The sequence below is a fragment of the Sphingobacterium sp. BS-2 genome (genome assembly GCF_046161205.1).
Classification (GTDB): Bacteria; Bacteroidota; Bacteroidia; order Sphingobacteriales; family Sphingobacteriaceae; genus Sphingobacterium; species Sphingobacterium mizutaii.
The window spans coordinates 258,478-282,415 of the sequence record NZ_JBIXGO010000018.1; the positions used below are offsets into that span (position 1 = coordinate 258,478).

Annotated in this window: 14 protein-coding genes; 5 read left to right on the forward strand and 9 right to left on the reverse strand. The window is 40.8% G+C overall.

Going from position 1 to position 23,938, the window contains the following annotated elements; genetic code table 11:
• Position 1: 1 nt before the first annotated feature.
• Positions 2-1,570 (reverse strand): histidine ammonia-lyase, encoded by a 1,569-nt coding sequence (gene hutH / locus ACK2WI_RS11395; protein WP_409150882.1) that lies wholly within the window; start codon positions 1,568-1,570, stop codon positions 2-4.
• 78 nt (positions 1,571-1,648) lie between these two features.
• On the opposite strand from hutH, the gene ACK2WI_RS11400 reads away from it, so the two are divergent.
• From ACK2WI_RS11400 to ACK2WI_RS11410, 3 genes are all read left to right on the forward strand, one after another.
• Positions 1,649-2,548 (forward strand): LysR family transcriptional regulator, encoded by a 900-nt coding sequence (locus ACK2WI_RS11400; RefSeq protein WP_093098351.1) that lies wholly within the window; start codon positions 1,649-1,651, stop codon positions 2,546-2,548.
• Between the two features lie 146 nt (positions 2,549-2,694).
• Positions 2,695-8,490 carry an alpha-2-macroglobulin family protein gene (locus ACK2WI_RS11405; RefSeq protein ID WP_409150884.1) on the forward strand — a complete coding sequence of 1,932 codons (5,796 nt, stop codon included), beginning with the start codon at positions 2,695-2,697 and terminating at the stop codon, positions 8,488-8,490.
• A gap of 377 nt (positions 8,491-8,867) precedes the next feature.
• Entirely contained in the window at positions 8,868-9,518 is a 651-nt protein-coding gene (locus ACK2WI_RS11410; protein WP_409150886.1) for a hypothetical protein, read from the forward strand.
• A 445-nt stretch (positions 9,519-9,963) separates the two neighbouring features.
• On the opposite strand, the gene ACK2WI_RS11415 is transcribed toward ACK2WI_RS11410, so the two are convergent.
• From ACK2WI_RS11415 to gyrB, 5 genes are all read right to left on the reverse strand, one after another.
• The gene (locus tag ACK2WI_RS11415) at positions 9,964-12,210 is read right to left on the reverse strand and encodes a sodium-translocating pyrophosphatase (RefSeq protein ID WP_409150888.1); all 2,247 of its coding nucleotides are present in this window, start codon (positions 12,208-12,210) and stop codon (positions 9,964-9,966) included.
• A gap of 141 nt (positions 12,211-12,351) precedes the next feature.
• Positions 12,352-14,250 (reverse strand): ATP-dependent DNA helicase RecQ, encoded by a 1,899-nt coding sequence (locus ACK2WI_RS11420; RefSeq protein WP_409150890.1) that lies wholly within the window; start codon positions 14,248-14,250, stop codon positions 12,352-12,354.
• On the reverse strand, positions 14,237-16,294 hold the full coding sequence (locus ACK2WI_RS11425; RefSeq protein ID WP_409150892.1) for a ComEC/Rec2 family competence protein: 2,058 nt from the start codon (positions 16,292-16,294) through the stop codon (positions 14,237-14,239). Before ACK2WI_RS11425 ends, ACK2WI_RS11420 begins: the two co-directional genes overlap by 14 nt.
• 2 nt (positions 16,295-16,296) lie before the next feature.
• On the reverse strand, positions 16,297-18,348 hold the full coding sequence (locus ACK2WI_RS11430; RefSeq protein WP_409150894.1) for a ComEA family DNA-binding protein: 2,052 nt from the start codon (positions 18,346-18,348) through the stop codon (positions 16,297-16,299).
• A gap of 401 nt (positions 18,349-18,749) precedes the next feature.
• Positions 18,750-20,708 carry a DNA topoisomerase (ATP-hydrolyzing) subunit B gene (gene gyrB, locus ACK2WI_RS11435; RefSeq protein ID WP_093098362.1) on the reverse strand — a complete coding sequence of 653 codons (1,959 nt, stop codon included), beginning with the start codon at positions 20,706-20,708 and terminating at the stop codon, positions 18,750-18,752.
• 201 nt (positions 20,709-20,909) lie between these two features.
• On the opposite strand from gyrB, the gene ACK2WI_RS11440 reads away from it, so the two are divergent.
• A complete protein-coding gene (locus ACK2WI_RS11440) occupies positions 20,910-21,521 on the forward strand; it encodes an OmpH family outer membrane protein (protein ID WP_093098363.1) in 612 nt (203 codons plus the stop codon).
• Between the two features lie 152 nt (positions 21,522-21,673).
• On the forward strand, positions 21,674-22,579 hold the full coding sequence (locus ACK2WI_RS11445) for a CorA family divalent cation transporter (protein ID WP_312696520.1): 906 nt from the start codon (positions 21,674-21,676) through the stop codon (positions 22,577-22,579).
• Here ACK2WI_RS11445 and tsaB read toward each other — a convergent pair.
• From tsaB to ACK2WI_RS11460, 3 genes are read right to left on the reverse strand one after another with little or no spacing between them, the layout of a single operon-like run.
• Positions 22,574-23,284 (reverse strand): tRNA (adenosine(37)-N6)-threonylcarbamoyltransferase complex dimerization subunit type 1 TsaB, encoded by a 711-nt coding sequence (gene tsaB, locus ACK2WI_RS11450; protein ID WP_093098366.1) that lies wholly within the window; start codon positions 23,282-23,284, stop codon positions 22,574-22,576. The genes ACK2WI_RS11445 and tsaB overlap by 6 nt on opposite strands.
• 6 nt (positions 23,285-23,290) lie before the next feature.
• Positions 23,291-23,545: a membrane protein insertion efficiency factor YidD gene (yidD, locus tag ACK2WI_RS11455; RefSeq protein WP_093098368.1), complete on the reverse strand. Its 255-nt coding sequence runs from the start codon at positions 23,543-23,545 to the stop codon at positions 23,291-23,293.
• Positions 23,508-23,921, reverse strand: a complete 414-nt coding sequence (locus ACK2WI_RS11460) for a ribonuclease P protein component (RefSeq protein ID WP_093098510.1) — start codon at positions 23,919-23,921, stop codon at positions 23,508-23,510. Before ACK2WI_RS11460 ends, yidD begins: the two co-directional genes overlap by 38 nt.
• Positions 23,922-23,938 lie beyond the last annotated feature (17 nt).

Genomic DNA, 23,938 nt, shown 5'->3' on the forward strand with positions numbered 1-23,938 from the left:
ATCAATAGTTTTCAAAATATTCAACAGCATCACCAAAATATGGGATATTATTTTCTTTGGCAGCCTTTTTTGCTACCTCGATCAACTCCCCTGATTTAATGATGGCCAAAGCATTGTCCAAGATATCCTGCATAGGTTGATCCTCCTCAATATGTGGAATCCTTGTCCTGATATGTTGATGGATAGCCTCGATCACTGCAGTCGACTGTTTCGGATTGTGGAAATCCTTCGCTTGAGCTGCACAAAGCATTTCAATACTTAATATCTTATCCACGTTATCCAACACCTGCAGGAGCTTCCTACCTGAGATAGAACCCATGCTCACATGGTCCTCTTGTCCTAGAGAAGTTGGGATACTATCCGCACTAGCCGGGAAACAAAGCCCTTTGTTTTCACTGGCGATGGCAGCGGTACTGTATTGAAGGATCATAAATCCAGAGTTTAAACCTGTTGCCTTCATCAACAATTTAGGGACACCATTAGTTTCACCTTCAAGGGATAAGTAAACCCTACGGTCAGAAATATTTCCCAATTCAGATACTGCAAGCGTAGCATAGTCTAAAGGCAAAGCAATCGGCTGACCATGGAATGAACCACCACTGATGGTTAGTTCGCTATTGATGATGATAGGATTATCGGTTACCGAATTGATTTCAGTCTCAATGATTTCCTTAAAGTGCAACCAAGCATTCCTAGAAGCCCCGTGCACTTGTGGTATACAACGCAAGGAATAAGGATCCTGAACACGGGAACAATTTTTATGGGATTCCAGAATCTCAGATTCTTTCAACAAATTGAATATAGTCGAGGCGACAAAAGTATTCCCTTTATAAGGTCTCAATTGATGCAATTCTGCAAAGAATGGCTTAATGGAACCATTCAAGCCTTCGATCATCAAGGTAGCAATAAGATCGGCATTGTTCATCAATCTATTCATTTCCACCACAGCTTTCACGCCATGAGCAGCCATAAATTGAGTACCATTGATTAATGCTAAACCTTCTTTGGCGCCCAATTGGATAGGTTCCATTCCAAATTCCTGAAGAACAGATGCTGCATCCACCGATTTACCATCTTTCCAAACTTTCCCTAATCCAATCAAAGGCAAAAACAAGTGTGATAAAGGGGCCAAATCTCCAGATGCACCCACAGAACCTTGTTTAGGAACAACTGGAATCACATCATTCTGAATATGCCAGATAATACGTTCTACTGTAGTCAATTGGACTCCCGAAAAACCTTTTGATAAGGCGTGCACTTTTAGGATGAGCATGAGCTTGCTCAATTCCTTATCAATAGGCTCGCCTACTCCAACGGCATGGCTTTTCAATATATTTTCCTGTAATTTTTTAGTATCCTGAGGACTGATCAAAGTAGTACACAATGGTCCAAAGCCCGTATTAATTCCATACACCACCTTACCAGCATCCACAATCTCCTGCACATATTGTGCACTTTGGTTTATTTTACTGATGGTTTCATCAGTCAATACCCCTTGGCATGCTGAATTCGCAATAGCCATAGCTATTGAACTATTCAAATAATCTTCTCCGTATTTAAAAGTTTTCATAATATTTCCCTGTGTAACCCAAATTTACCTGCTATATTTGATAATTGGCAATATCAATTTTAGCAACAACTGATAACCATGAATTATCAAATAGAACTTAGACATCTCTTATATTTCAAGGTCGTAGCCGAGGAATTACACTTCAGAAGGGCAGCTGAGAGGCTTTTCATCGCTCAGCCGGGACTTTCCAGACAGATCAAGCAACTGGAGGAGTATTATGGCACAAGGCTCTTTATTCGCGACAAGCGCAATGTGGAATTGACCGAAACAGGGATTTACCTTAAAAAAGAGGTGGATTTGATTTTCAACCAATTGGATAATGTCAAAGACCATATCCAAAAGATCTCTGAAGGCAAGATTACCTCATTGAAGCTCGGTTTTATCGGTTCTGCCGTCCAAGCCATGTTGCCCCAATTGCTGGTGGAGCTGAAACAGAAGCAACCACTGATCGATATCACGCTAAATGAACTCGCCAATGAGATTCAGATTGACATGATCAATAAACAAGAATTGGATTTCGGATTTGTACGGGTCAAGGACACGCCGATTGGCTTAAAATCCATTCCCATCTTAACGGAACATTTCTCCTTGGTGGTTCCTAAGAATTCAATGCCTAGGCCAAAGGGAAAAGTAAATCTCCATGATTTTAAAGAAGAATCCTTTATCCTCTTTTCCAAGGAATACAGCAACTCCTATTATGAACTGGTGATGAGTATTTTCGAGGACCACGATTTTGATCCACACGTTGCGCTCCGCACAGTCAATGCTTTAAGTATCTTCAATCTAGTCAGCCAAGGCTTGGGCGTGGCCATTGTACCTACTTCCTTGAAAAAAGGTTACCATACCCATGTTGATTTCTTAGAATTAAACCACCTGCCACAGCGCACCACACTCTCCCTTATCTGGAGTAAAAAGAACAGAAACCCTGGCATTCCATTCCTATTAGAAATCGTTGAAGGCTTAATAAAAAAGCAATAATTCTAAATATAAATTCCCCAATAGAGATTTCTTTCAATTATAAAATATCAGCTTTTCTCCATTATTTTTTTTCTAGCTTTATGGAATAACTTCCTTTTCTGCATCCATCGCAAAAACAAGGTTATGAACTTTAAGGTTTATGTTATATGAAACAATTATTCATCCTATTATTCGCCCTTACACCCATCCTGCTATTCAGTCAAGAATCTAAAACGACAACCATGATAGAAGAAAAATGGAAAGAGGTAGACAGACTAATTTCCATTGGGAATTATGAACAGACAGCTCCTCTTCTGAATGAAATAAAAACTTACGCCAAAAAATCTAAAAATGGCCCAATGGAGCTTCGAGCGATTATTGCAGAGAGCCAATTGCTTCAAGTCAATACCACGCAAGAAGATCTTTTCGATAAAGTAGACAAACATTTCCAAACCAACATCAACCAAACAGAGGGGGTTCAAAGAAGCCTACTCTATAGTTTTTATGCCCAGTTTTTAGGAAGCAATATCGATTACTACAGCGAAAGCAAGAATAAATTTTTAGCAGCTGATGAGGAAACCAAGTATAAAATCTTGGACTCCCTGTTCAATAAATCCTTGGAGAACAAAGATCTTCTCTTGAAGCAACCTATTGAAAACTGGAAATCGCTCTTTGCAACCTGCAAAAATCTAAGCCTCAGTCCTACGCTATACCATTTCAATATTAATCCATACCTCGCTTTTTTGCGAAGGGATAGGGAAAAGAATGCAGCAAAAATCAAAAATATATCAGAAGATTTGCTCAGTATCAATAAAAAAGCAGGATACGCTGATGCGACCTCCTATTTATTGGTGAACAATATTTCCCCTAGCTATCAAAAAAAAGATGGCTATGTTGATGCTTTGAAAAACGTAATTGCCCAAAACAAGAGTGCTTATAACGCATTCATCTATGCCATCATTGCAGAAACCTTGAACAGCAACAATGAAACAAAAAAGGCAGTCGAATTCCTAACCAAAGCAAAACAAGAGTACCCAACATCCCCTTGGATCAATGATGTTGAGCTCATGGATCAACAATTAAAAAGTGTTGAAATTCAGTTTTATAATCCTCAGATTAATCCTTCCAATGTCAACAGTCCTGTCCAGCTATCCTTTAAAAATGCGGAAAAGCTCTACTTGAAGGTTTTCAATGTGACCAATACCCCAACAAACTATAAGAAATTTGAAGTAAAATTAGATAGCATAACGAAAAAAGTAGGGGTAAATGCTGAAGAGGTGTATGCAGAGGAAATCCCAATAAAATCATTTGATGATTATAAAAGACATTCAACCATTTACAAGATAAATTCTCTTCCTTTTGGCAATTATGTAGCCCTTATTTCAAACAATCCTGAATTCAAAGCTGATGGTCTATTCAATACCGTATCCTCATCAAGCTTTATTGTTTCAGATTTATTTAACTACACAGAACTGGAGAAAGGGAAGAATACAGCATATCTTTTCAAAGGTTTGCTGATTAATCGAAAGACTGGTTTGCCTTACGCAGGTAAATCCCTGGAGATCTATGATGTAAACAAAGGAAAAGCACCAAAACTGGTTCATAAAATGAAAACTAATCAGAACGGAGAGTTTTCAGTAGATATCAATAAGGATTCATATTATCGCTATCAATCTGGGGCGATGCTTTACCTTGCCGAGGAAAAGCAGATCATCGATTTGGCTGCCCCTTTAAATTATAGCTTTTCGCAGATCGAGAAAGAGGAGGCTAGAGAAAGGTTCAATACCAAGATCTTAACCGACAGAAGGATTTATAGACCCGGTCAAAAGCTATACTTCAAAGGGATCGTTTATAACAGCAGCTCATTAAGTGGAAAAGTGATTGAAGGTAAAAAACTAGATGTTATCCTTCAAGATGCCAACGGTCAGAAGGTAGACTCCTTGTCTTTGACCAGTAATGCATTTGGTTCTGTAAACGGAGAACTTCAAATCCCTGCCAATACCTTGGCGGGCGGATTCAATATCCTGATTATGGATAAAGGAACCCAAATTGGCTATCACTACCTAAGTGTGGAAGAGTATAAGCGTCCTACCTTTAGCGTTAAATTTGAAACCAATAAGGAAACCTATAAACGCTCTGATATAGCCGAATTTGTTGGAAAAGTGGAGTCCTATTCCGGTGTGCCCCTAGTAGGTTCATCAGTGAATTACAAAGTACAAATAAACTCCTATGGTCGTAATTATACCAGTTTCACCTTAGCGGATAGCTCAATTATCGCTGATGAGCAAGGAAAATTTACCATCAGGATTCCATTAGAAGATACCGCATTAAATAAATTGGAAGATTTCAACATCAGTGTAACTGCTGAAGTCGTAAATCAGACCGGTGAGATGCAGCAAGCATCTGTTTTTTACACCTATTCGGATAAGCCTTGGGTCATCAATATTCAAGGTCCAAGAATAGAAGAAGCAGGTAAATGGAATAAACTATTCATCAGTACCGTAAATAAAAACAACCAACCCTTGCCCTTGACCGGTGAGATAAAAATCTATAAGTATCCTGAGCCTAATATTGCTTTACCGGATCGATATGACAATATATTTAAAGATGTGGATTACCATATTTTCAGTAATGCAGAGTACAAAAAACTATTCCCAACCTCATTTGATGAGTCTTTAATCATCAAGAAACCATCAGAATTGGTAAAAACCTATTCCTTTGACACAAGGGATACAAGTCTTGTGAAAATAGACTCCAACTTGTTTCCAAAAGGAAAGTATTACGTTGAAGTCATTTCAATCCAAGGAAAGGATACCATAAGAAGGCAAGCTGATGTGAGCATTTTCGACCCTGTTACCAAAAAGAGCAGCGATCATGACTTCCTCACCTACAGTTTTGATAAACCAAATTATGGTCTGGATGAACAGGTCAAATTAAATTTCTACACAGATGTCCCTAATGCAAAGGAAATAATTCTTTTCCCAAGTAACTCCTTTGGTAAACAAGAGACTTTTACCATTCCTGTAAAGAATGGTCGAGCAACCCATGAATTCAAATTTGATAAGGAAAAGTTTGCACGAGGTTATCAATTGGACGCTATATTAATTGTAGACAACCAGATTGAAAATAAATTCATCAGCGCTCCTAAGCGAACTGATGATCAAGATTTAAAGATTAAAATCAGCAGTTTTAGAGATAAAATTACGCCAGGAACAAAAGAGAAATGGAGCTTTAGCATCTTGCAAAAGGACAAGGTTATTCCTTCAGAGGTATTGGCTACCATGTATGACATGTCATTAGACGTTTTTGGAGCTAATTATTTCCCTACCTTTTTTGACAGATATAGCCCATCCTATTACAGGCGATATAATTTTACCAATTTATTCTACGCTTCATCAGCCTCAAGTCCTTTTGGCTTCAATGAACAAATTATCAATGCAGTAGGCAATGAATTACCTTTAGTCAACAATTATGGTCTTTGGGATAATTATTGGTTAAATCGCGGTGTCAATAACCTGCATAACTATTATGATGGTCCCCTTCTAAATAGAGCTGGTTCCGCCGTTGCAGTGAAAGGTATGCAAAGAATGGCTAAAAACACAACATCTGCTGTCAATCTTGAAGCAGCAGCCGATGTACATGAAGTAACGGAAGAAACTGTACAATTATATGATGAACTAAAAGACCCTAATCTTAGGGCACAAGTTGAAGAATTAAAGAATAAGAAACAAGGAGTAGACCTCTCTCAGGTCCAAGCACGCAAGAACCTTCAGGAAACGGCCTTCTTCTACCCGAACCTGTACACCGACAAAGATGGCAACATCAGTTTCGAGTTCGACAGTCCCGAGGCCCTAACCAAGTGGAAGCTCTTGCTCTTTGCCCATGGCAAGAACCTCGAGGTGGGTTCCGAACAGTTCTATACCCAGACCCAGAAGCAGCTGATGGTACGTCCTAACCTGCCAAGGTACTTCCGTGAATCCGACCAGATCGAGATCATCGCTCAGGTACAGAACCTCAGCGGCAAGCCACAGCAGGGTAAGGCCAAGATCGAGATCATCAACCCGGTCGACAATGCTGATATCAGCGAACAGTTCGTGTTGGGGGACATCACGACCGACTTCAGCGTAGAAAAGGACAACAACCAAACGGTATCCTGGAAGCTCAAAGTACCTGAGGGATACCCAAGCGTGCAGGTCAAGATCGTCGCTGCAAGCGGGGAACATTCCGATGGTGAGATCGTGGAACTGCCGGTACTGTCCAACAAGGTGCTGGTTTCCCAGACCGAGAAGATCGCCCTGAAAGCCGGCCAAAAACAGGACTTCAGCATCGCTTCTGCCGGCAAGGACAATCTACAGGCCAAGGTACAGGTACAGAGCAACCCGATCCTGGAGATCATCTCTGCCCTCGACTACCTCAAGAACTACCCTTACGAATGTACCGAACAGTCCAGCAGTAAATGGTTCGGTCTCAAGATGGTTCAATACATAGGCAAGCACTACCCTGCCATTTCCGATTATTTCAGGACCATCAAGGTAAAGGATACCAAGAGCAGACTGGAGGAGAATACTCAGCTCAACGAGCTGAAGCTGCAGGAAATGCCTTGGCTACGCGACATACAGCATGACAGCAAGCGCTTGGAGGCGTTGGCTGAACTCTTCAATTCCCATATCGAATCCGAACTCAAGGGTATTGAGCAGAAGCTGCTCCGCGGACAGCTTGATAACGGATCCTTCCCTTGGTTCGAAGGCGGAAAGTCCGATACCCATATCTCCATGAGGATACTGGAGGTCGTGGGCAAGGTATTCTACCTAGACCACATCCTAGTGAACCCGCAGATGAACGGTAGCATGAGACGCTTGGCCACCTATCTGGACCAGGACAGCAGCATAACTAGGGAAAAGGCATCCGCCAATATCGCCCTAGACTACCTATACGCTCGCCACTTCTGGAACTCGGAAGTCAAGGTCCCTGAGAAGAACAGCAAGGTCCTTCGGACCAAGATCGCCAAGGCACCAATCATCACCGCCAAGGGACCTGCCGGCTATGCAGCCAAGGCATGGATCGTCAACCAATTGTTCGGTGATTCCAAGGAATCCAACGAGATCCGCAATAGGATCCAACAGGAGGTCATCCTGGATCCCGACAGGGGCATGTATTGGGAGAGCAACGGAAAGCAGTACAACGACATCAGCCTGCATAGTTATATGCTGGAGGCCTACAAGCTCCATGACCCGAGCAAGCTCAATCCGATCAGCCAATGGATCTTCTTCCGCAAGGAAGCCAACTACTGGCGCAACACTTGGATGACCGTGGATGCCATCTACAGCCTGTTGCTGGCCAACAATCCAAAGGACTTCAACTTGGATAACGCCGTAACCGTACTGGTCGACGGTCAGAACGCCAAGATGGACTCGGTGGTACTGGGACAGGTATCCAAGACCTTCAATAAGCAGGATCTTGACCGCAACAGGTCCGTACAGATCGAGAACCACAACGACCGCACGGTATTCGGTGGAGTTTTCCATCAGTACTTCCTGCCAGTATCCGAAGTGAAGGCATCGACCAACGACATCAAGGTCAGCAAACAGTACATGGTAGAGCGGAACGGTAAATGGGTGGAGAGCAATCAGGCAAAACTGGGCGAAAAGATCAAGGTGATCATCACCGTCATCAACGACCAGGACCTGGAATATGTGCACCTGAAGGACAGCCGACCTGCAGGCGTGGAACCTGTATTCGTACCTTCGGGCTACAGCTGGAGAAACAACTACTATTTCACCCTGAAGGATGCATCGACCAACTACTTCTTCAATTCCCTGCAAAAAGGGAAAAGGACTTTCGAGTACGAGGTCAAGGCTAATAACGTAGGTGAATTCAATTCCGGGATAACCAGCATCGAAAGCATGTACGACCCGACCGTGAATGCTAGGTCAGATAACAAGGTCATCAGGATCGTTAAGTAAAAATATAATTACTATTGGAAGCTCCTAAAGAACAGGAGCTTCCAGTAACAAAAAAAACATTGGTGGCAATTTTAAAACGTTTGGCTTGCTGACATTATTCAAATTCGAATAATAATTTCAATATTTCATATCTGAAAATTAAATTATATTTAACTTTTAGCCAGGAGGAGATACAATTTTAATGTTATTGGGCGGCGCATTCTTAACATATCAAGTATCAGCAGCAGGAATAATTGATGATGCCCCCCCTTTTTAGTTGGTTGTCGATAAATTGAAAGCCCAATCAATTATATTATATTATACGACATCAACAAACTAGGGATAAATGTTAAACTGAGATAATTATTTCTAAAAAACAACTATTAAATTATCAAATTGTGAAAGAAAAGAAAAGAAACAAATCATATTCAATTGTTTTAAAAATTATTACAGGTATTATATTTATTTATGGCTTATATTTTGTCATAAATTCATTTATTTTAATAAATGATTCTAAAAATTATTCTAAATACATTACAAATAATATTAATACCTTGGAAAATGATACTCTTTTATACAATTTGTTGCCAAAGGATACCGGAATAATTGAAGATTTCAATTTTGAAGAATTAAAAAATTCAGAAAAAATTGTAAAATATAGTTTAAAAAATGAACAACATTTAATTTTTAAATTTCCTCTAAAAGTTAATGAAATTAAATCCAATAAGGGGAATCCTAGCACTTTAACTGGACTTAACAAAGTGCTAAATGTTTTTCCAGGAACCCAGTTAAACTACAAATACAAAAATATTGATAAACTAAAAGTACATTCAACAGATTTACAAATAATATCGAATGGAAATGTTATTCAAAAAGAAAATTCAATAACTTTTGATAAAACAAGTTTTATTGATTATAAATTTAATGATGTTTCATTACTTTATTTACAGACGAATAACCCAAATTTAACAATCACTTGTCAATATTATTTTTTTGAAAATTATTTTGTTATCGAATTTTCCGCCAGGGACAAAAGCCTTACTACCTGAAACCATAAAAATAATGCGAATGAAAGGTGATTGAAGTTTGTCTTGAATTGAATATGAAGATTAAACTAGTAAGAACTAAAATCTTACCTCCTAAAATTAATTGCTATAGCTTTTATTTTCGGGTCAGATTTAGCCTTGTTAACAAGGCTACTGGATTCATTTAATATCGCTTGATCTCCTTTTTTAGAATTTTTAGACGACATTATGTCCTTTAATAATTCTTGTTTTGAGACATTTTTACATAATACCAGACATAGATCAGTAATCAATTTCCTGTTGAATATCTTGAGGGCATTAATTGGATATACTTTCTTCTTTAAAATAGTATGAACAGCAAGAAAACCAATTATTCCTAGCAGCTTAACGAATCACGTTATTCAAAAAAAGAAAGCCCTCTGTCGCAATTTGCTTGACAGAGGGCTTTTATTTTAGAAAGGTTTAATGCTTATTTATTTTTTGTGATTATCGGTTTATGATCAACCATAACCACTTTTTCTTTATTCTCTACCTTATCCTTCTTTGCATTTTCTGCCAGGTGATGGCCGCCCAAGATTGGAGCAATGACCAACCCTACCAGACAAGTTAATTTAATCAAGATATTCATGGAAGGACCAGAAGTATCTTTGAATGGATCACCAACGGTATCACCGGTTACAGCTGCTTTATGCGCATCAGAACCTTTAAAGGTCATCTCACCATTGATCATAACACCTGCTTCAAAGGATTTCTTGGCATTATCCCAAGCTCCACCGGCATTGTTTTGGAAGATCGCCCACATGACTCCTGAAACTGCAACTCCCGCCATATACGCTCCTAATGCCTCTGCACCCATCACAAACCCAACAATGATTGGCGTGATAATGGTAATGGCACCCGGCAACATCATTTCGCGCAATGCGGCTTTGGTGGAAATATCCACACATCTTCCATAATCAGGTTTTCCAGTTCCTTCTAAGATGCCTGGAATTTCACGGAATTGCCTTCTCACTTCGTTCACCATATCCATGGCGGCTTTACCTACCGACTGCATTGCCAAAGCTGAGAATACAACTGGGATCATACCACCAATAAACAAGGCTGCCAATACATCGGCTTTGAAAATATTGATACCATCGATTCCGGTAAAGGTCACATAAGCTGCAAATAAAGCGAGTGCGGTCAATGCTGCTGAAGCAATGGCAAAACCCTTTCCTACCGCAGCTGTAGTATTACCTACCGAATCCAAAACATCCGTACGCTGACGCACCTCTTTTGGCAATTCGCTCATTTCCGCAATACCGCCCGCATTATCGGCAATTGGCCCAAAGGCATCGATTGCTAATTGCATCGCCGTAGTTGCCATCATGGCTGAAGCCGCAATAGCAACGCCATAGAAACCTGCCAGTTCGTATGAACCCCAGATTGCCAAAGCAAATAGGATGACCGAAGAGGCTGTAGATTTCATACCGGTCGCTAAACCGGCAATAATATTGGTCGCCGCACCGGTAGAAGAATTCTGTACAATATTCAAAACTGGTTTCTTACCCAAACCGGTATAGTATTCCGTAAAAGATGAAATCAAACCTCCAACCGCTAAACCAACAATGGTTGAATAGAAAATATTCATTCTAGGGACATCCTGATAGCCTTCACCAAAAAACTTCATCTGGATAACCTCTGGCAACATATACTGGATCAAAAAGAAACAAGCAACCACCGTCAATAGGATCGATGCCCAGTTACCCATATTCAAGGCCTTCTGCACTTGGTTTTCACGGGCATCATTTGATGAAACCTTAACCAAGAAAGTACCGATGATAGAGGCTAAAATACCTACACCAGCAATCACGATAGGCAGCAAGATCGGTCCCATGCCATTAAAAGCATCCGTGAACTGCGACCCATTTACTTCCGACATGTCCTTGATGATATAGTTACCCAGCACCATCGAAGCCAATACGGTTGCCACATAAGATCCAAATAGATCGGCCCCCATCCCAGCAACATCACCCACATTATCCCCAACGTTATCGGCAATGGTCGCCGGATTACGAGGATCATCCTCTGGAATCCCAGCTTCTACCTTACCTACTAAATCCGCTCCAACGTCAGCTGCTTTGGTATAGATACCACCACCTACCCTAGCAAATAGGGCAATGGATTCCGCACCTAAGGAAAAACCTGCCAGGGCCTCCAAAACAACGGTCATCTCCATATAGAAATTTCCGCCTTCGGTCAAAAACATCTTAAGGAACAATAGAAAGAAAATGCTCAATCCCAATACCGCCAATCCGGCTACGCCTAATCCCATAACGGTACCTCCAGAAAAGGAAACCTTTAGGGCTTGTGGTAGACTGGTTCTGGCTGCTTGGGTTGTTCTGACATTTGCCCGCGTCGCTATCCGCATCCCGATGTTCCCTGCCAAAGCCGAGAAAAAGGCACCACAGATAAAAGCAACAACGATAATCCAATGGGAAGTCTCTACCAAAGTAGATACGATGAAAAGTGCAATCGATGCGATCACAACAAAAATTAACAGGATTCGGTATTCCGCCTTCAGGAAAGCCATCGCCCCCTCTTGGATACTCTTGGAAATGGTTTGCATCTTGCCGTCGCCAGCATCTTGCTTACCAACCCATCCTGCTTTGACAAACATAAATAACAGACCCAATACAGCGAGTGCTGCTGGTAAATAGATGATAAATTGTTCCATACAAAGTTTATTTGGTTAGTATTAAAGATAACACATTTTTTTATCAATATACAAGCGTACAAAAACTTGTTTGATTTCGTACTCAATCGATAAACCTTGGAAGAACAATTACTTAGGATCGGCTTTTTTTAAGGAGACGGATCAGAGGGCATTCCAACTATACAGCTCGTTTTCCAATTTCACTTCATCAGAATCAAGCAGCTTTCGGAGGACTTTGAGGCGGTCCTCATCTTTGCCTATTTCTATTGCCTCGATCAGATCATGTAGCACCATGGGCTTTGCCAGTAAAAGGAATTGAATCTTCTTTTCAATGGATTCTGCCAAACCAGATTTATGCTCACGAACCACACAAAGATCGCATACACCACAAGGTTCCTTGGCTTCTTCCCCAAAATAATGCTGCAAACTCAAACTACGGCAATCCTTGGCATCCAGGTAATGATAGATGGCCTTTACCTGATCTTCTTTGATCAGTTTTCTTTCGGCAATAAACGCAGTATCAATGTAGAGGTTCTTATAATCTACCCGGGGTTGCAAAAATTGGAGCTGTGGGGAATCCGTCTTGGCCACATAGGTCATCAATTCCTGCTGTTGCAGGTACCGCATCATCCGCACAATCTCTTCATAGGGCTTGCTCAGTTTCTTGGCAAGTTCAAATTCATTGATCGGGACATAATAGTCAAAAACACCGCCATAAATCCTCAAAATGGCTTTGATCAATGGGTCATAGGCAGCACTCTGTACCTGGAATTTATAAAGTTCCTGAAAATCCACCTCGAATTTAATCCTTGCCGGAATATAGACCGCTTCACTCAATGACAACCATTTATCCCTTTCCAAGAACTTCAGGGAACTCAGGGTCTTGACCACCTCCAATTTATATTTCTTCGCAAAATCGACCACGTCGAAATCATAGGTCAAGCCTTTTCCAGCACCATAAGCGATCTGAAAGTAATTACAGAGATGATGGTAGACCTGTTGTATATATTGAAAATCCGGAAAGCTCAGGTCTATATTTTCCCAGAGTTCATTGCGATCGGCCTGCTGATACAATAAGACTGGATAGGCTTTTTTTCCATCTCTACCGGCCCTTCCAGCTTCTTGATAATAGGCCTCTAGCGAATCAGGAATGTCCAAGTGAATGACGAAACGTACATCAGGTTTATCTATTCCCATCCCAAAGGCATTGGTGGCCACAATAACGCGAACTTGGTTACTGGTCCATGCATCCTGTTTTTTGGAACGGCTTTGCATATCCAAACCTGCATGATAGAAATCGGCCGGTATGCCATGGTTCAACAGATAGCGAGCCACCTCTTGGGTTTCCCGACGGTTTCTTACATAGACTATTCCCGTTCCTCCGATCTTCGAAATAATCTTCAACATCCGACCCATCTTATTGTCTTCCTTGAAAACCATATAGCCCAGGTTTTCCCTTCGGAAACTCTTGGATAGTACATTTGGCTTAGCAAAGCCCAACTTCTCTTGGATATCTTCTACCACTTTAGGGGTAGCAGTAGCAGTCAAGGCAAGGATTGGAACTTTGGGCTGTAATTCCCGTAGTTTGATCAGCTCCAAATAGGAAGGTCGAAAATCATAGCCCCATTGTGAAATACAATGCGCTTCATCAATGGCAAAAAGATTCACTTTCATGTGGCGGATCCTTTCCTGAACCATATCATTGTATAGCCGTTCGGGAGCCAAATAGAGGAATTTGATATTGCCGAAAATACAATTGTCCAAAGCAATGTCCACTTCTCGGTGCGACATGCCTGAATAAATAGCAATTGCCGAAATATTCCTCTTCCTGAGGTTTTCGACTTGGTCTTTCATCAAGGCAATCAATGGACTGATCACGATGCAAATCCCTTCTTGGAGCATGGCAGGAACCTGGAAACAAATGGATTTTCCCCCACCTGTTGGCATCAATGCCAAGGTGTCATTTCCCAAGAGGATCTCATGGATAATTTCCTCCTGCAAAGGGCGAAATTTATCATATCCCCAATACTCTTTTAATATGGATAAGCTAGTTTTTTCCATCGTGATTACTCTCCCAAACATACGCAAAATTATCCTTCAATATGTAATAAGCCCTGTTTACCCTTTTTAATTCTGCAACCGACTTTTCAATATGCTGATCTGAATTGGACCCATCCAAAATGGTTATGGAGGCTTGCAATTCCTTGGGTAACCGAGCATTGTTCCTGAGCAGTAAAACTTTAGATGAGCGATGATCCTGAACACTGGAATTCTGAATATATAGATCCAGATCATCAGTGATATGTAGCAATTGATTTTCATTTTTAGGATGCAATCTATCGAACTGTACATCTTTGCTATCGACATATTTCTTTAAATCTGGAAACACAGAAGACGTAAGGCTTTTATGCTGGAGCGAATCACAGGTACTGATCAAATGCACATTCCCTTGCCTGATATAGGCAAGACACAGTTCTTTTCGGGTATTATATATTTTTAGGCCTTCAAATGATCGATGCTCCAGCTGGGTCTTAAGGACCATGGAAAAGAGCACAACAAAAGACAAAATCGCAGAATAGATAAAAACTTTAGCCTGCTTCTGAAAAGCTATAAAGAGAAAGATTAGGCTTATGTAGGAAAGTACGGTAATGGAAGCATCTATTATGATTCCATGTATACTAGAAAACGGAATGGAGTCCATATACTTAAGCATCTGATAGGAAAACAAAATGCATTGATTCAATAGCTCTCCAAAAAACTCACCTATTCCATCCATCGGAAATACGACTAATGCTAAGCCAGCATATAGGATGATAGTGGAAGGCAAGCTGATCAATAAATTGGATAGCAAAAAGAAAGTCGGGAACTGGTTGAAATAGAAAATTGCTAAAGCTGTAGTCATCAATTGTGCAGCAATAGAAATGTAAAGTAGATCCAAAAGCTTATTGACCCCATTATTGGTTGAATAATACAAATGTTGAAGGATAGGAATAAACAGTAGAATGCCAATAACCGCAAGATAGGATAACTGAAAACCTATATCAAAAAGCATAAAGGGATCAAACAGCAACAGAAGAAATGCGGAGGAAAAGACCGTATTTAAGGAAAAAATTACCCGACTGCGCCAATGCCCAATCAAAAACAAGCTAAACATTAAGGTGGCCCGCAATACGGCTGGCACAAAACCACAGATAAGAGCATAAAACCATATCATGCAAAGGGTAAAAATATATCTGGCCTTCCTGCCCTGCTGAAATCGATCTATTGGTTTTAGGATCATATTCAAAAGAAAAAACATCAAGCCTACATGCATCCCTGATACACTCAGCACATGAATGGTTCCGGTGTTAGAGAAGACTTCCAACAATTCATCAGACATATCTGTACGATACCCAAAGGTGATGGCACTGGCAATCTGAAAAGCTGAAGGATCCCTTATGAATTTCCTGAAATTAATCTGTAGCCTTTCCTGGAATTGCAAAACCCAGCTTTCAAATCCATTCATCTTTCCTTTTCTAAGCAGCAATACTTGTTCGCTTGGAATGAATACCTGATAGAATATCCCTTTCCCTTTCAAATAGGATGAATAGTCAAATTGACCAGGATTAAAAGCAGGGTCCAGCTCCTTGACCTTGGCTTTAAACCCAATGATATCCCCTTTGTGTAAATCAGTAAGGACGGAATCTTGATCCCAAATAGTAGCCATAAGGCGGGTACTATACGCAATTGAGCCAGCAGCTTGATGTTGGAATTCCAGTTCAATCCGACATCGTAAAACCTGGCCTTTTCTAATGGGTTCATCCAGTAATTTTCCAGAATAGATTAGCTCATGGCTTAAATCCATTTTTTCTTTGGGCATTTTTAGCGCAAGGCTGAACATCCCCAGCAGAAACAACAAAGCATAGCTCAGCAAATGGAGTTTCTTAGGCTTTTTAATCCAGCAATAAATGACCAGAAGAAAGAAAAGGATTAGGATCAATAGGGCCAGGCCTTGGAAATAGGCATAATCCCAAGTAACGTGAAAGGAAACTAAAATGCCAAGGGTAAAGAAAAGAAATATCCGAAAGAATGGAACCTGCTCTAACTTCAAATCCCGAAATTCCATGCTTACCAAGAATATCGGATTTGTACCTTGATATCTGATTTATTATTCCCTGCAATCTCATCCAGTCCAGAGCCTAACTTATCATCAGCAAAATAATGTGTCAAGGCATATCTTAGCCAAATATCAATTCCTTTAATAGGTCTCAACTTCTGGTTCAAATAGGTCCGAAAACCTTTCCGGAAATAAGATGGAAAGGAAAAACCATATAACACATCCCTTTCATAAGCAAACAATCTGGCCTCATAGGAATCCGAACTAAAATAGGCCAAGCGAAGATTCCCGCCAATTTTCCATTTGGGTCGATTCCAGATCAAATCCTGATAAACCATGATAGCATGCTGCTTACCAAAATTCGTTTTATGGAATTCCTTGACTTCCACTTGATTTCCAATCTGCAAGGAATTATTGAGCTTATAGAGGAAAATCAACCTCAATTGTTGCCTAGACACATCCGCGATACCTTTGAATTCTTTCTGATCGGCATTGAAGTTTTCCTGATAGAATTTATATTGATAACGTAATCTCAAGTGCCCTTTTCTATACCAGATATAACTCAATTGGGTCCTTCCCAAAAAGGAATATGAGGGTAATTTAGTGCGGTATTTCATCCACGGAAATTTCACATAGTCCAATCCATTCATCCATTCTGTTTTTCGAGTTGGATGGAATGTAAATCCTAGATTGAGGCCCTCTTCATTGGCTAAATTGGATTGTGCCTGAAAAGACTGGGCAAAAAATGCATGGTAATCTTTTGCATAATTTCTATAAGAAATGGATATGGAAAACTTCCTGCCCAGTGCCCCGATCAATCCATGATTATGCGCCCAACCCGTCCCGATGGAATGCGCTGACTCCCCAAACATCAAGATATTGTACAGGTAATATTGATAATAGGCCGAAACATTCTGTAAGTATTGACCTTCAAATCTGTGCTGACTGTATGGTCGGGTATTGAGCTTAAGGGGTAAGTCAAATTGGGTATGCAATAGGTTAGCACCAATTTTTAGGCGGGAAGCCATATAACCTAATTGGAGCCCATAAACCATTTGATGCAGCCTTTTTCGGTTGTTCAATTCGCTTGGCGTTCGATGTAAACCAGAATAATTGATGCTACTGACAAAAGGATAAGCGCCATCAGTATTTAGGCTGGCTGAAAGTTTATTGAATGAAAAAAATGGCGTAAACTCAAATGCCTTTCTTTTGACCTGTACGGCTATGCCCCGCATAAATTTACTTTCCATCAATCCAGTATGGGGTCTAATTCCAAAACCCTTCTGCATGATATTTGCCACGGAAGCAGATCTGCCCAACACTGCTCCATTCCATAAGGACAGGCCTTGGCCAAACTGCAAAAGGTAGTCGCCAACAATAAGCTTTTCAAAGGGACCGATCTTATTGATGAGAACGGAGCCTGAATAATAATCGAAACCCATCCTTTTTTGGTAAACAAGAAAAGGTTCGCCGGCATCCTTTTTCATATTGAGGCTAATCTTGAGTTTCTGACGGGCATTCCAACGGATACGGTTGATAATCTTATCGGGAGTGCCCAAATACCTTGACCTTTTGGGATCCGCGATCTCATAACCCCTAGGCACCTGTAATCCTCGGCTATAGGTCATCATCCAAGATCCATTAGCTTTCTTGACCAATCCCCTTAAATCACCCTCTCCATCCAGTAGATTTTCATTGACCTTGACAAAAGGAAGCAATTGTTCCAGTACTTCCAGATTGATACTGGGAATAACCTGAAGTTCTAATGTGGAGATAAAGGGTCCAGCTTTCTCCCGATGCCTTAAGATCTGCTGCACCTGAACTGGGGTAAGGAAAAATAATTGATGCAGGTCTTCTGCGGTAGCCTTATTCAAATCTATGGGTCGCTTTAGGTAGTAGGATAAGGTTTCTGCATAATCGGATAATTCTGTAGGCACTTCACTTTCATCCTGAATATTGTTGACCATTATTTCCTCGGCTTCAGTTTCATTTTGGGAGTATACAGATAAAGGAATAAGGTATAGGACGAAAAGAAAAAACAAACTTGGAAAAACACTGTACATTCAAAAAAGCAATAAAAATCCATACTTGGGCTTTCAAGCTAAATATCGGAGCACATTGTTAACTGGGCATCATTTGAGTTTTATAATATGACTAAGGGTACGGTGCTGTATAATAAATTTTGGTAAAGAATTTTTAAAGGGAGGACGAGCCTATAGCGATAAATACAAGGGGATTAGCAAGGATGAAAGATCAAAAATTCGAAAAATGATGCAGGGTTTTAGCTTAGTCTTATTCGAGGCATGTTCGAGACATATTGCGAAAATTCCGAATATGGCCCGAATAAAACTAAGACCATAATCGGGAAATAAATCACATCAGTTTTCATGTTAAGAAAAAATAAAGGTGGTCGAAAATAATCTCGACCACCATTAATCTGTGAAACTTATATTTTGATCTATTCTTAGATATCAATTTTTGCGTAACGTGCATTCGCTTCGATAAACTCTCTACGAGGAGCAACTTCATCACCCATCAACATAGAGAAGATACGGTCACATTCTGCAGCGTTTTCAATGGTTACTTGGCGAAGCGTGCGTCTTTCAGGATCCATGGTGGTTTCCCATAATTGCTCAGCGTTCATCTCTCCAAGACCTTTATAACGTTGAACATGTACGCTATCTTCTTTTCCTGCACCTTTCAGACGTTGGATTGCTGCCAAACGTTGATCTTCGGTCCATGCATATTCAAAGTCTTTACCTTTCTTCACCAAATATAATGGTGGCGTAGCGATATAGACATAACCACGTTCAATCAATTCTTTCATGTAACGGAAATAGAAGGTCAACAACAAGGTTGCAATGTGCGAACCATCGACGTCGGCATCCGTCATGATGATGATCTTGTGATAGCGAAGTTTATCGATGTTCAGCGCTTTGGAATCTTCGGCAGTACCGATCGACACCCCTAAAGCGGTAAACATATTCTTGATCTCTTCATTTTCGTAGATCTTATGTTCCATGGCTTTTTCCACGTTCAGGATCTTACCACGCAAAGGCATGATGGCCTGCGTAGCACGGTCACGGCCTTGTTTAGCTGTTCCACCCGCTGAATCCCCCTCGACGAAGAAGATCTCACATCTTTCAGGGTCTCTATCCGAACAGTCAGCCAGTTTTCCAGGAAGACCAGAACCGCCCATTACGGTTTTACGTTGAACCAATTCCCTAGCCTTACGAGCAGCAGCACGCGCTTGGGCAGCGATCACAACCTTTTGAACGATTTGCTTAGCCTCTTTCGGGTTCTCTTCCAAATAAGAGCTCAAGATCTCGCCTACGGCAACATCTACGGCACCCATTACTTCCGAGTTTCCTAATTTGGTTTTCGTCTGACCCTCGAACTGAGGTTCTGCAACTTTAACAGAGATTACCGCAGTCAATCCTTCGCGGAAGTCATCACCTGTGATCTCTACTTTTAGGTTTTTCAATAGACCAGAATCGTCAGCGTATTTCTTCAAGGTACGGGTCAATCCTCTACGGAAACCAGCAACGTGAGAACCACCTTCGATGGTATTGATGTTATTTACGTAAGAATGTACATTCTCGGAGTAAGTATCGTTGTATTGAAGGGCAAGCTCAACAGGAACCCCTTGTTTGATACCTTCCACATAGATTGGTTCAGGGATCAAAGCGGTTCTGTTTCCATCCAAGAATTTCACGAATTCTTGAAGACCACCTTCAGATAAGTATACATTTTTCTTGAACTCGCCGTTATCCAAGATTTCCCTTTCATCGATCAAGGTCAACTTAATGCCTTTGTTCAAGAAGGAAAGCTCTCTAAGACGGTTTGCTAAAGTATCGTAGTTATAAACGGTGGTAGTAGTAAAGATTTCCGAGTCAGGGATAAATGTAACAATGGTTCCGGTGACATCACTGGTACCGATTTCTTTTACATCATCCTGAGGCTTTCCTTGTACATATTCTTGGACAAAGATTTTACCCTCTCTATGTACTTCAGCGCGTAAATGAATAGAAAGGGCATTCACACAGGATACCCCCACACCGTGCAAACCTCCGGACACCTTGTAGGTATCTTTGTCGAATTTACCACCGGCGTGCAATACAGTCATTACAAGCTCTAAAGCAGATTTCTTTTCTTTCTTATTGATTCCTGTCGGAATACCGCGACCATTATCGCGAACCGATATACCGTTAGATTTTAGAATGGTTACGACAATGTCGTTACAATAACCGGCAACAGCTTCATCGATAGAGTTATCGACTACTTCATAAACCAAGTGATGTAGGCCTTTTACGCCTGTATCACCGATGTACATGGAAGGGCGCTTACGTACAGCTTCTAATCCTTCTAATACCTGGATATTATCCGCTGAATACGTAGATGCATTTTTAATTTCTTCGCTCATGAAAATCCTTTAAAATTACTGTTGATTAACTTTCAAAAATACGAAATTTTCCCCTAATAATCAAATAAAAAAGGCAACGTGAACGAGCAAAATTAACATAATTTCACTATTTAAATTCCATAGGAAATAGCAGCGTTTTTAGAATAATTGAATTTTTTATATTAGGTTTGTCATTAAGAAAATCGAAATATAAAACACAGAATGAATAAACTATTAAAAATTACCTTAGGTCTTGTTGCCACTGCAGCAATCGTATCTTGTAATCAACAGGCTAGTACCCAAGCTGAAAAATCACCTTCTGCAGCGACAACTACCGCTACTACACCTGACCCTACTGACAAAATCGCATATGTAAACTCGGATACTTTATCTGAGAAATACCAATATTTCAAAGACGTTCGCACCAAATTGGAAGCTAAAGTGAAAAAAGCACAGAGCGACCTACAAGCGAAAGGACAAGCTTACCAACGTGAACTGGCTGAATACCAACAAAAGGCAGCTACTATGAGTGCTTCGGAGCGTCAAGCTACGGAAGAACGTTTGGTAAGACACCAAAATGACCTGGGCCGTATGGACCAAAATGCTTCTACTTCCATTGCACAAGAAGAACAGACTGAATTCACTAAAGTATACACCACCATTACCGACCATCTGAAGAAACACTCGGAAGGTAAAGGATACAAATTGGTTTTGACCTACTCAAAAACCAACCCTGCGGTATTGTATGCTGACCCTAAAATGGACATCACCAACGAAGTTTTGGATGCCCTAAACAAGGAATACAAAGACAAAAGCGCTGCTGATAAAAAATAAGCAGTAAAGGATATCATGTAAAAGCCCCGATCGATCGGGGCTTTTTTTATGCTTTCTAAATCGCGGCAAAACAAGGAAAAGAATGCTAGGCCTTACAATTCGAATTTGTAATTTGCTATAATCTCACTAAATTTCATCTTTAAACCCAATACATGGTACGACATATAATCCGAAAAGAAGAAAATGGTTACGATTGGTACGAGATCCTTGACCCTACGCTAGAGGACTTTACCGAACTCAAGGCAAAGTACAACCTGAACGATGCTTCCATCAAAGACTGTCTTGAAATCGGCCATCTTCCAAAGATTGAGGAATTCGAAAATTACCATTTCCTGATCCTGCGTTCCATTGCGGATGCCTTTCCGGAAAATTCGGATACCCTCGCGGATATTACCCTTCGTATTTCGGTTTTTTATGATGAGGATTTCATTATTACTGTCCATAGAAATGAAATTCCCCTACTGAATGAATTGATTGAATTGGACAAGACCAACAAAAAACTGAAGTCCAGCAAGAGTTTGGTCAATAGCTTGGTCTCCCAATCGCTGAAAACATTTGAGAACCTGGTCATCAATGATCTGGCGGAGAAGCTGGATGATTATGAGGAGATCGTGTTTTTGCACCGCAAGCGGAAGCCTTTCTTGATGAAGCTATATTACCTGAAGAGACAGGTGGACCTTATCAAGATTATCTTGACGCTATACAAGGATATTGTGGACTATTTCCATATGCCGGAATACCAAAACATCTATACGCAGGACTTGCGGGATATCTATTCAAGAACCAACACCCTTTATCGGAATATTGGCGAAAATACGGCTCAGTTGCTTTCCGTTTACTTTAACATAGAATCCAACCATACCAATGAGATTATGCGAATCCTGACCATTATCTCCGTGTTCTTTATGCCATTGACGTTTATCGTTGGGGTATATGGCATGAACTTTAAATACATGCCCGAACTGGAATGGCTATTTGGCTACCCTGCAGTCTGGATCGTCATGGTATTGGTTTCCCTGATGATCTATATCTGGTTCAAGCGGAAAAGATGGTTATAGCAAAGGGGATTTCTTGGGCGTGGTAGCCACAAAATCTTTCAGATAGAATGGCTCGAAATAAGCCACATCTTCGAATTTTTGCCCCACAAATTTCTTATAAGAAACTTCATCTTGATAGTTGGCAATGGAATCGAATTGAGCCACTACTTGGATCTTATCGTTATGCTCAAAAGTCGGGATAAATTTATCGGCACCTGAGCCAAAGAGGATCAACCGGTAACCCTCATTGAGGTAGGCATCAAAAGTGTGCTCATCGATGATCAAGGCTTCGGTTTCCTTATACAGGCTTCCATCAGCATGGAAAATAGCCGTGTACACCTCTCTCCTCCTTGCATCAATCATGGGCAACAACAGGACTTTATCCTTGGACTGGGGATTTTTAGCGATAAAGCCATCTTTTAGGGCTTCTAAGGTATTATTAGCGATAAGCGGGATATCTAAGGCGTAACAAAGTCCTTTGGCAGTAGAGACGCCGATTCGCAATCCGGTATAAGACCCAGGACCCATACTAACCGCTACTGCGGACAGCTGATCAAGGGACATTCCAGCCTTTTCCATTAATTCCTGGATAAAAACGGTCAATTTGGTCGCGTGAAGATTAGGTTCATTGCCGACCACACTGAATAGATTTTGACCATGATTGGAAAGGGAAACTGAGCAAAGATTGGTAGCAGTTTCGATGGAAAGGATGTAGGAATTTGACATATTGAATTAAGGAACTGGATCATGCCCATGACCACCCCAAGGATTGCAACGGGCAATACGTTTAATAGTTAGCCAACCGCCCTTAAAGGGTCCGTGCTTAAGAATTGCTTCTTTGCCGTATTGGGAACAGGTTGGGGAATAACGGCAACTAGCGCCTAACAGTGGGGACAGAAATAGCTGGTAAATCTTGATAATGAGTAAAAAAAGCCACTTTAGAGGCAACTTAATCCCTTTTTCCCAAATTAGATTTAGATATTTCATGTTCTAGTTTACCGATCAATTGACCAAGCTTGCCCTGAAGCGTATCCATAGGTAGCTTTTCATTACTGACGTATTGAATGGCCAACAACAAATTTAAGGAATGATCTTGTAAAAAGGAATAGAGTTTGCCTTTCTCGAGTCTGTAACCTTCCCGGGTAAGTCTTTTGATATGGTTCCGGTCCACCGCTCTTTTGAAGCGTTTCTTGGGAACGGAGGTAATGACCTGGGCGGGGAATTTCTGTTCGGGATCGGCGGGTTTGCTGAGGAAGACCACTCGGAACGGATATACAACAAAAGAAGAACCATTATGGAAAAGATCGTCAATAGACCTTTTGCTACATAATCGTTCTTCTTTTTTAAATGTATATTTTTTCATCACGATGACCATAAAGC

Coding starts and splice junctions, on each gene's coding strand:
- ACK2WI_RS11430 (WP_409150894.1), bottom strand. CDS start 18,348: ATGTACAGTGTTTTTCCAAGTTTGTTTTTTCTTTTCGTCCTATACCTT.
- gyrB (WP_093098362.1), bottom strand. CDS start 20,708: ATGAGCGAAGAAATTAAAAATGCATCTACGTATTCAGCGGATAATATC.
- ACK2WI_RS11405 (WP_409150884.1), top strand. CDS start 2,695: ATGAAACAATTATTCATCCTATTATTCGCCCTTACACCCATCCTGCTA.
- ACK2WI_RS11445 (WP_312696520.1), top strand. CDS start 21,674: ATGGTACGACATATAATCCGAAAAGAAGAAAATGGTTACGATTGGTAC.
- ACK2WI_RS11440 (WP_093098363.1), top strand. CDS start 20,910: ATGAATAAACTATTAAAAATTACCTTAGGTCTTGTTGCCACTGCAGCA.
- ACK2WI_RS11420 (WP_409150890.1), bottom strand. CDS start 14,250: ATGGAAAAAACTAGCTTATCCATATTAAAAGAGTATTGGGGATATGAT.
- tsaB (WP_093098366.1), bottom strand. CDS start 23,284: ATGTCAAATTCCTACATCCTTTCCATCGAAACTGCTACCAATCTTTGC.
- ACK2WI_RS11425 (WP_409150892.1), bottom strand. CDS start 16,294: ATGGAATTTCGGGATTTGAAGTTAGAGCAGGTTCCATTCTTTCGGATA.
- ACK2WI_RS11400 (WP_093098351.1), top strand. CDS start 1,649: ATGAATTATCAAATAGAACTTAGACATCTCTTATATTTCAAGGTCGTA.
- ACK2WI_RS11460 (WP_093098510.1), bottom strand. CDS start 23,921: ATGAAAAAATATACATTTAAAAAAGAAGAACGATTATGTAGCAAAAGG.
- ACK2WI_RS11415 (WP_409150888.1), bottom strand. CDS start 12,210: ATGGAACAATTTATCATCTATTTACCAGCAGCACTCGCTGTATTGGGT.
- hutH (WP_409150882.1), bottom strand. CDS start 1,570: ATGAAAACTTTTAAATACGGAGAAGATTATTTGAATAGTTCAATAGCT.
- yidD (WP_093098368.1), bottom strand. CDS start 23,545: ATGAAATATCTAAATCTAATTTGGGAAAAAGGGATTAAGTTGCCTCTA.